Source organism: Cellulosimicrobium cellulans, assembly GCF_007679345.1.
Classification (GTDB): domain Bacteria; phylum Actinomycetota; class Actinomycetes; order Actinomycetales; family Cellulomonadaceae; genus Cellulomonas; species Cellulomonas cellulans_A.
In genome coordinates this window covers 1-235 of the sequence record NZ_VEGH01000045.1, presented here as the reverse complement: position 1 = coordinate 235, position 235 = coordinate 1, and the positions used below count along the sequence as shown (strand labels likewise).

At 77.9% G+C, this 235-nt stretch carries 1 protein-coding gene; it reads left to right on the top strand.

Annotated features, from left to right (window positions below):
- Window positions 1–235 (top strand): hypothetical protein (locus FS882_RS21465; RefSeq protein ID WP_222848284.1); only part of this gene is annotated, 235 nt, incomplete at both ends.

Sequence of the window (235 nt, the reverse complement as noted above, 5' to 3'; positions counted from 1 at the left end):
CGCAACCGCCGCAGCCGAAGCGGTCGTGGAACGGGGCCACGTCCACCGACCGCGACGGTCTGGTCCTCACCCGCCCGATCGAGCCGATCCCGATCGCCACCCTCACCCCGCTCGGCGAGGCCGCCGCAGAGCCCGCGCGCGCCCAGGACCAACCCACACCCGCACCCACGCCCCTGCCCGCCCGGCGTGCCTGCACCCGCTGCTCCGGCCGCCCGGGCGCCGAGGTCCGCATCAC